This is a genomic window from Streptomyces sp. NPDC086787 (assembly GCF_044745865.1).
In the GTDB taxonomy this organism is placed as follows: Bacteria; Actinomycetota; Actinomycetes; order Streptomycetales; family Streptomycetaceae; genus Streptomyces.
In genome coordinates this window covers 513,062-521,673 of sequence record NZ_JBIVBC010000004.1, presented here as the reverse complement: position 1 = coordinate 521,673, position 8,612 = coordinate 513,062, and the positions used below count along the sequence as shown (strand labels likewise).

6 protein-coding genes are annotated in these 8,612 nt (G+C 73.3%); 5 read left to right on the top strand and 1 reads right to left on the bottom strand.

What is annotated here, in order from left to right; all coding sequences use genetic code 11:
* Window positions 1-217 precede the first annotated feature (217 nt).
* Window positions 218-367, bottom strand: a complete 150-nt coding sequence (locus ACIPK3_RS14210; RefSeq protein WP_402569409.1) for a hypothetical protein — start codon at window positions 365-367, stop codon at window positions 218-220.
* A gap of 324 nt (window positions 368-691) precedes the next feature.
* Between ACIPK3_RS14210 and ACIPK3_RS14205 the strand changes: the two genes are divergently transcribed.
* The 5 genes from ACIPK3_RS14205 to ACIPK3_RS14185 all read left to right on the top strand — a co-directional run bounded on the left by ACIPK3_RS14205 (window position 692) and on the right by ACIPK3_RS14185 (window position 8,612).
* Complete coding sequence (locus tag ACIPK3_RS14205) at window positions 692-2,494, top strand: fatty acyl-AMP ligase (protein ID WP_402569408.1); 1,803 nt, start codon at window positions 692-694, stop codon at window positions 2,492-2,494.
* Window positions 2,491-4,218 carry an acyl-CoA dehydrogenase gene (locus tag ACIPK3_RS14200; protein WP_402569406.1) on the top strand — a complete coding sequence of 576 codons (1,728 nt, stop codon included), beginning with the start codon at window positions 2,491-2,493 and terminating at the stop codon, window positions 4,216-4,218. Before ACIPK3_RS14205 ends, ACIPK3_RS14200 begins: the two co-directional genes overlap by 4 nt.
* A gap of 79 nt (window positions 4,219-4,297) precedes the next feature.
* Window positions 4,298-4,600, top strand: coding sequence for an acyl carrier protein (locus ACIPK3_RS14195; RefSeq protein WP_402569404.1), 303 nt, complete (start codon window positions 4,298-4,300; stop codon window positions 4,598-4,600).
* Window positions 4,600-7,599: a type I polyketide synthase gene (locus ACIPK3_RS14190; RefSeq protein ID WP_402569402.1), complete on the top strand. Its 3,000-nt coding sequence runs from the start codon at window positions 4,600-4,602 to the stop codon at window positions 7,597-7,599. Before ACIPK3_RS14195 ends, ACIPK3_RS14190 begins: the two co-directional genes overlap by 1 nt.
* Window positions 7,596-8,612 carry a 3-oxoacyl-ACP synthase III family protein gene (locus ACIPK3_RS14185; RefSeq protein ID WP_402569401.1) on the top strand — a complete coding sequence of 339 codons (1,017 nt, stop codon included), beginning with the start codon at window positions 7,596-7,598 and terminating at the stop codon, window positions 8,610-8,612. The genes ACIPK3_RS14190 and ACIPK3_RS14185 overlap by 4 nt, the downstream gene beginning before the upstream one ends.

The following is an 8,612-nucleotide window of genomic DNA, read 5'->3' as shown; positions in this document are numbered from 1 at the left end:
ACTCTACACACCGTGTATACGCCCCATGTATACGCCGTGTGTGCAGGCCATGGCGGGGCGTACCACCATGCAGGTGGGGCGGCTGATCAGCCGTTGGTCACGGTTCTGAAACAGGGGCGAGATGTCGCTGCGTCCGGATCGCCACGTCGTGCGGAAACACGCCCGGGCCGTCACCGGTGACGGTGACGGCCCGTGGACGGGGAGTTGCGCGGCTCGACTACACGGCGATGGCGCTCAGGGCGCGGCGGGCGCGCCGGGTGATGCGTTCGGCGCGGCGCTGGAGAAGCACGGCGCGGAGAACTCGTTCTCGCTCCGCCTCTCGCCGGCGCTCGATCATGAGTTCCTGGGTGTGGGCGTCGTACAGCATGAGTGTCCCCCTTGCGTGACGGGCCTGGGGCATCCCCGTGATGCCAAACCGCTTCGAACCCGCCGTCTGGTTGCGATTCTACAGCCTTCTCGTCGGTGCTGCCTTCGTTTTTAACGCACCAGAGCGAAATCACCTTCTGATGCCTGGTCGCGAGGGCGGGTCGGTCGTGACCTGTCATCCGTTTTTTGCGGTCATGGCGCAAAAAAGGACGCTTGGAGGCCGAGTGGCTGGACCCACGCGTGCAAGCGCCCCTTTAGTCCTCCGTCGCAAGATCCCCCCTGACATGGAAACGCGAACCATGCCGGACTTGCGAGGGGGATCCAGTTGTCACGTTTCGCCACTTTCACCGACCTCGTCCGGGCACGGTGCGCCGAGTTCGCGGACGACGATGTGCACGTTCAACTGCGCGACGGAAAGGACGGTCCGGATGCCGCGCGGCTGACGTACGGGGAACTCGACCGTGCCGCGCGGGCCGTCGCCGGAGCGCTGCTCGCACGAGGGGCCGAGGGGCGGCCGGTGCTGCTCATGTACCCGGGAAGCCTGGAGTTCCTGAAGGCGTTCGCCGGGTGTCTGTACGCCGGCGCGGTCGCCGTGCCCGCGCCGCTGCCGGACGGCGGCCGACGGGGACGGCTCGGGCGGAGTTCGGCCATGCTGCGGGACTGCGGGGCGCGGATCGTGCTCACGGACCGGGCGAGCGCGCCGGACGTCGCGCTGTGGCTGGCGACCGAGGGACACGACGACGTCGTGTGCGTGGCGAGCGACGCACTGGGTGAGGCGGCGGCCGACGAATGGCGGGCGCCCGCGACCCGGCCCGACGACCTCGCCTTCCTCCAGTACACCTCGGGGTCCGTGTCCGAGCCGCGCGGTGTGATGGTCACCCACCGCAACCTGATGGCCAATCAGGCGGCCCTGCAGCGGGTGCTGGGCACCACGGCCGACGACCGGTTCGGGGGATGGCTGCCGCTCTACCACGACATGGGGCTCATCGCCCATCTGCTGCACCCCGTGTGGCTGGGCAGCGCCTCCGTGATGATGTCGCCCACCTCCTTCATCAAGCGGCCCGTGCACTGGCTCCGGGCCATCGGCGAGCACCGGGTCACCATCGGCGGCGGACCGAACTTCGCCTACGACCTCGCGCTGCGCCGGGTCACCGACGCACAGCTCGCCGAACTCGATCTGTCCCGCTGGCGGCTCGCGCTCAACGGCGCCGAGCCGGTGCGCGCCGACACCCTCGACGCGTTCGCCCGCCGGTTCGCCGCCGCCGGACTGCGCACCGAGGCGATGTACCCGTGCTATGGGCTCGCCGAGACGACCCTGGTCGTCTCGGGAGGCGTCGGCGGCCAGGCGTACCGGCGGCGGGACGTGGACGCCGCCGCCCTCGCGCGCGACGTCGTCGCGCCCGCGGAGCCCGGCCGGGAGAGCCGTACCGTGGTCAGCAGCGGGCGGGTCACCGACTTCGACGTACGGATCGTCGACCCCGTCGGCCACCGGGAGCTGCCCGAGGGGGCCGTCGGGGAGATCTGGCTGCGCGGCGAGAGCGTAGCCGCCGGATACCACGGCAGGCCCGAGGAGACCGAAGCCGTCTTCCGGGCCACGCTGCACGGCGGCGAGAGCGGGTTCCTGCGCACCGGGGACCTCGGGTTCCTCGACGACGGACAGCTGTACGTCACCGGGCGGCTGAAGGAAGTCGTCATCCTCAACGGGCGCAACGTCTACCCGCAGGACGTCGAGTACGCCGTCAAGTCACTGCATCCCGCGCTCGCCGCCGGCACCGGCGCCGCGTTCTCCGTGGAGGCGGGCCGCGAACAGCTCGTCCTCGTGCAGGAGGTCAGGGGAGAGCAGCTCGAAGGACCGCAGCTGCGTGAACTCGCCCAGCGCATCCAGGCGTTGGTCGGCAAGGACTTCCATGTGCCTGCGGGCAGCGTGCTGCTGGTGCGGCCGGGCACCGTGCGCCGCACCACCAGCGGAAAGGTGCAACGCACCCTCATGCGCAAGGAGTTCCTCGCCGGAGAGCTGCACGGCGAGTACGAGGTGCTCGACCCGGCGGTGCGCGCCCTGGTACGCGCCGGGGACATTCTCCTGGAGGACGGCCTCCTCCAGTCCACCACCGGCGGTGGCGCGTGGTGACCGCCGTCGCCCCGGCCGTCCGTGAGGCCGAGGCACAGCGCCGGGTGGCCGCCGTGGAGGAAGTCCTCGGCGACCCCGGCGACCCCGCCAACCCGTGCGGCTACACCGCCCTGCTGGAGGCCGACCGGGACGCCGTACGCAGCGCGGCCGCCGAGGACGCGCTCGACCGGGCCGGTACGCACCGCGAGTACGTGCCGGTCGGACTCGGCGGGCGGCTCGACTCGATGGACACCCTGGTGCGGGTCATGCGCCCGCTCTTCCGGCGGGACATCGGGCTCGGCATGGGATACGGGGCGATGTCGTTCATGGCCGCCGCCGACGTGTGGATGGCCGGGACCGAGGCGCAACAGGACGGCCTGGCACGGCAGATGCTGGGCGGCGCGCGGGCCGCCATCGCCCAGCTGGAGACCGCCCACAGCAACGACTACGTGCGCAGCCAGGTCTCCGCCCGGCCGGGCCCGGGCGGCGGGCTGCTGCTCAGCGGCCGCAAGCCCGTCATCAACAACCTCGACCGGGCCGACGCACTGGTGCTGTTCGCCAGGACCGAGCCCTCGCCCGGCCGACGCAGCCACTCCGCGCTGCTGCTCGACCCCGCCCGCTTTCCCGCCGGACGGGCCGAACTCCTGCGCCGCCACACCTCCCTCGGACTGCGCGGCTGTGTGTTCGGCGGCGTCGACTTCGATGACTGCCCGGTGCCGGACGACGCCCTGCTCGGGCCCGTCGGCGACGGCGTGCCGATCGCGCTGCGCTCCTTCCAGATCAGCCGCACGGTCATCTCCTCCATGGTGCTCGCCGCCGTGGACACCAGCCTGCGCACCGCCGTCCGCTTCGACCACGAGCACCGCGGCGGAGGCTGGTCCACCGGCGGCTCCGACTCCCAGCGCACCACCAGCGCGATCACCGGAGCCTTCGTCAACCTGCTGCTGTACGACGCGCTCGCCACGGTCGCCACCCGGGCCGTCCACCTGCTGCCGGAGCAGACCAGCATCTACTCGGCGGCGGTCAAGTACCTGCTGCCGCGCGTCCTCACCGAGACGCTGTACGACCTGTCGATCGTGCTCGGCGCCGGGTTCTACACCCGTGAGGGCACCCTCGGCATCTTCCAGAAGCACGTCCGTGACCTGCCCGTCGTCACCCTCGGGCACGCCGGGACCGTCGCCTGCCAGAGCACCGTCATCCCGCAACTGCCGCGCCTGGCCCGCCGTTCCTGGTTCGTGGCGGACGAGGCACCCGCCGCGCTGTTCCGGCCGCGCGACCCGCTGCCGCCGTACGACATGGCACGGCTCGGTCTCGCCACCGGCGAGGACAGCCTCAGCGCCACCCTGCTCGCCGTGGCCGCCGAGACACCGGGCCGCGGTGCCGTCGAGCGCGTGCTGCGCGACCTCGCGCTCGGCCTCGTCGACGAGTTCCGCGACCTGCGCGCCCGGGTCCTCGCCCTCGGCCCCCGGCCGGGCGCGGCACCGTTCCCGCTGATGGACCGCTACGCGCATCTGCTCGCCGCATCCGCGGTGCTCGGGGTCTGGCGGCACAACCAGGACGGCTCCGACCCGTTCCTCGCCGACCCGGCCTGGGCGGCGGCCGCGCTGCACCGCATCGCACGCCGCCTCGGTGCCCCCGCGCCCGACCTGCCGGCCGAGTGCGAGCTGCGCGTGGTCCACGAGGTGCAACTGCGCTTCAGCGACCGGCGGAGCTACGACCTCTACGACACCCCGCTGCCGGGATGACCACGGCCCGACCGCCAAGTCCCGTACCTGCAAATCCCCTTGAAAGGCCTCCGGTCATGAACTCGAAAGGCGTCCGGCCATGAATGGACCGACCACCCGGCCGTCCGGGTTCCCCGCGTCCGACCCCGTCCTGCCCCGCGGCTGGCTGCTCGAGCGGGTCGCGCTCTACCTCGGCCGGGACGCGGACAGCATCGACCCCACCGTGCCGCTCGCCGAGTACGGCATGGACTCGGTGTGCGCGCTGAGCCTGTGCGGCGACCTGGAGGACGAGTTCGGGCTCGTGGTGGAGCCGACCCTGCTGTGGGACCACCCCACCGTGCAGAGCCTCCTCGGCTTCCTGGCGGCCGAACTGGCCGTCGCCGACGCGCGCGGGGGGCGGTGATGGCGGACGCGCCCGCGGCCCGTGACGGCGTCGCGATCGTCGGCATCGACTGCGCCTTCCCGCTCGCCCGCGACACCGACGCCTACTGGGAGCTGCTGCTGCGCGGCGGTGACGCGATCGCGGACGTGCCACCCCAGCGGTGGGACCCGGCCGCCTTCCGGACCGCCGAAGGAGCCGCCCGCGCCGGCCTCACCCGCGGCGGATTCCTCGACGGCGCCGACGTGTTCGACAACGACTTCTTCTCCGTGCCGCCCCGCGAGGCGGCCGCCATGGACCCGCAGCAACGGCTGCTGCTGCACTGCGCGTGGCGGGCCGTCGAGGACTCCGGTGTGGCACCCGGCTCGCTGGCCGGCAGCGGCACCGGCGTCTACGTGGGCGTAATGGGCGGCGAGTGGGGGCGGCTGCACCTCGGCGACTACGAACGGGTTACCCCCCAGCTCGGCGCGGGCAGCAGCGCGGGCATGACCGCGAACCGGATCTCCTACCAGCTCGGCTTCACCGGGCCGAGCATGGCCGTCGACACCGCCTGCTCGTCCTCGCTGGTCGCCGTGCACCTCGGGGTGGGAGCACTGCTGTCGGGAGAGTGCGACACCGTGCTCGCGGGCGGCGTCAATCTCGTCATGTCCCCGGCTCTCGGGCTCGTCTACCACCAGCTCGGGCTCGCCGCCGAAGACGGGCGCTGCAAGCCGTTCAGCGCACTGGCCGACGGCATCGGGCGCAGTGAGGGCGTCGGTCTCGTCGTACTGCGCCGCCTCTCCGACGCGGTCGCCGACGGACAGCGGATCTACGCCGTCCTCCGTGGTACCGCCGTCAACCAGGACGGCCGCAGCAACGGCATCACCGCGCCCAACCGCTGGTCGCAGGAGCAGGTCGTGGCCACCGCCTGCCGGCGCGCCGGGGTCGAGCCGCACGAGGTCGCCTTCATCGAGGCACACGGCACCGGTACCGCGCTCGGCGACACCATCGAGTGCGCCGCCCTCGGCAGCCTGCACGGCGTCGGCCGGGCCGAGCCGTGCGCGATCGGCTCGGTCAAGGGCAACCTGGGGCACACCGAGGGGGCCGCCGGGATCGCCGGCCTCATCAAGGTCGCCCTGGCGCTGCACCACCGGATCGTGCCCGCCAGCAGGTTCGCCGACCGGGAGAACCCGCAGCTGCGGCTCGCCGAGCGCGGACTGCGGCTGCTCAGGTCGCCGCTGCGGCTGCCGCCCTGGCCGGTCGTCGCCGGAGTGTCCAGCTTCGGCATGGGCGGCACCAACGCGCACGCCGTCCTCGGGTCCGCGCCCCGCCCCGCCCCCCGCACCGCCGCCAAGCGGTCCCGGCCCGGCGCGGGCGTGTTCACCCTCACCGCGGACAGCCCCGCCGCCCTGATCCGCAACCTCACAGAGCAGGCCGGCGCCATCGCCCGCCGCCCGCGCGCCTCGGCCGTCGCGCTGTGCCGGCACAGCAACCGCGTCAAGACCGGCCTGCCGTACCGCTTCGCGGTCACCGCCCGCGACACCGAGGAGCTGGCCGCCGCGTTGCGCGAGGCGGCCGGCGGCGGTCTGCCCGAGCAGGTCGCGCACCGGCCGTGGAGCAGACCGGCGGTGGCCTTCCTGTTCACCGGGCAGGGCGCCCAGTACCCCGGCATGACCGCGGGCCTGTACCGCGAGTCGGCCGTCTACCGGCAGCACCTGGACGCGGCCGACGCGGCACTCCTGCCGTACACCGACGTCTCCGTCCGCGACCTGCTGCTCACGGACGACGACGGGAGCGAACTCCCCGGAGAACTGACCCAGCCCGCCCTGTTCGCCGTCGAGTACGCCCTCGCCGCCACCCTCACCGCGCTCGGCGTCCGGCCCGCCGCCGTACTCGGGCACAGCGTCGGCGAGTTCGCGGCCGCCGTCACGGCCGGCGCGCTCACCCTGGACGAGGCCGCCCATCTGGTCGCCACCCGTGGCCGGCTCATGCACGCGCTGCCCGGCGGCGGCGCCATGCTCGCCGTGCAGGCCGCCCCGGACGCGCTGCGCCAGCTCCTCGCGGAGGAGCCGCAGGCACACCTCGCGGCCGTGAACGGCCCGCGCGACACCGTGCTGTCCGGCACCGCCGAGGCGCTCGCCAGGATCGCCGGGGCCCTGGCCGAGGGGCGGGTGCGCACCCGCGACCTGAACGCGCCCACCGCCTTCCACTCGCCGCTGGTGCGCCCCGTACTCGACCGGCTCAGGGCGGCCGCGGGCGCCACCGAACCGAGGACGCCCGACGTGCCCGTCTTCTCGACCCGCCACGGCCGTCTCCTCGACGCCACCGAGCGCATGGACGCCGACTACTGGGCCGCCCAGGCCGAGTCGCCCGTACTGTTCGCCGAGGCGCTCGCCGACCTGGAGGCGGTCTGCGCCCCCACCCACCTGGTGGAGATCGGACCACGCCCCCAGCTGCTGCCGCTCGCCGGGCGGGCCGGGCTCGCGTCCGGTGTGGAGTTCATGCACCCCTCGCCCGGCCCGGAGGCCGCCGGCACCGAACTCGCCGAGCTGGTGGCCCGCCTCTACCGCGCGGGCCTCGACCCGGACTGGGAGCGGCTGTACGACCCCGACGACCGGCCCGGACCCGGCGAGCGGCTGCGCGGCTACTCCTTCTCCACCGCGCACCGCTACTGGACCGCGCCCCAGCCCCCCGCCGCGCCCCGGGCCGCGCGGCCCGTGACCGCACCGAGGCCCAGGCCGACGCCCGCCGTGCCCGAGACCAGCGACCCGGTCTCCCGGGACCGGGACCCGGTGCTCGCCGCGGTGATCGACGCGGTCGCGGAGGTCGGCTCCTACCCCCTCGAACAGGTCACCCACTCCGCCCGCTTCTACGAGGACCTCGGCTTCGACTCGGTGATGATCATGCAGCTCAAGGACCGGATCGAGGCGCGGCTGCCGCACCTCGGGGAGGTCTCCGTACAGCAGCTCCTGCCTGCGCTGCGCTCGGTGGGCACCCTCGCCCAGTTCCTCGGCGGACACGTGACGGAAGGGGCACGCGGGTGAACCCCACGGCCTATCTCGCGGCGGCCGCGGGCGCGCTGCCCGGCCCGCCCGTCGACAACGCGACCCTCGGAAGGGCGCTCGGGCTGAGCGAGGAGTGGGTGGACATCTTCGTCGGCACCCGCACCCGCCACTTCGGCTGGGACCTGGAGACCGGACAGGTGCGGCACACCCTCGCCGACCTGTGCGCGCAGGCCGGCGGCGCGGCCATCGACGCGGCCGGACTCGACCCGGTCGACATCGAGTTCGTCCTGCTGGCCACCGCCACTCCGGACACCCTGCTGCCCACCACGGCGAGCGAGGTCGCCGACCGGCTCGGCCTGATGTACCTGCCCACCTTCCAGCTCCAGTCCGGCTGCGCGGGCGCCGTGCAGGCCCTCGACTTGGGCCGGACCCTGATCACCGGCGGCGCCCGTGCCGGGCTGGTGATCGGCGGCGACGTCACCCACCGCCACCTCGACCCGCACCGCGAGGTGACCCGCATGCCCACCGAGGAACTCGTCAACTACGTGCTGTTCGGCGACGGTGCGGGCGCGGCCGTCCTCACCGCCGAACCCGTCGCCGAGCGTGTCGCGCTCCGGGGCGTCCTCAACCGCTTCACCGGCCTCGGCAGGCCGCCCGGCCAGACGCTCGACTGGTACGGCATCAGCGACCGGCACAGCGAACGCCCCATGGTCGTCGAGGACTACAAGGCGATCGAGGAGTCCGTGCCCACGATGGCCCGCGAGATCCTCTGGGAACTCCTCGACCAGCTCGAATGGACCCCTGACGACCTGGACTTCCTGCTGCCGCCCCAGCTGTCGGGCCGGATGACCGAACGGATCACCGAGCAACTCGGCGTGCCCGCCGCCAAGGAGGTCTCCTGCGTAGCCGAGACCGGCAACACCGGCAACGCCCTGGTCCTGCTCCAGCTCGCCCGGCTCCTGCCGGACCTGACCACCGGCGGGCGGGCACTCGCGATCGCCGTGGAGTCCAGCAAGTGGATCAAGACCGGGCTCGGTCTGGAGAAGGTGTAG

Coding starts and splice junctions, on each gene's coding strand:
- ACIPK3_RS14190 (WP_402569402.1), top strand. CDS start 4,600: ATGGCGGACGCGCCCGCGGCCCGTGACGGCGTCGCGATCGTCGGCATC.
- ACIPK3_RS14210 (WP_402569409.1), bottom strand. CDS start 367: ATGCTGTACGACGCCCACACCCAGGAACTCATGATCGAGCGCCGGCGA.
- ACIPK3_RS14195 (WP_402569404.1), top strand. CDS start 4,298: ATGAATGGACCGACCACCCGGCCGTCCGGGTTCCCCGCGTCCGACCCC.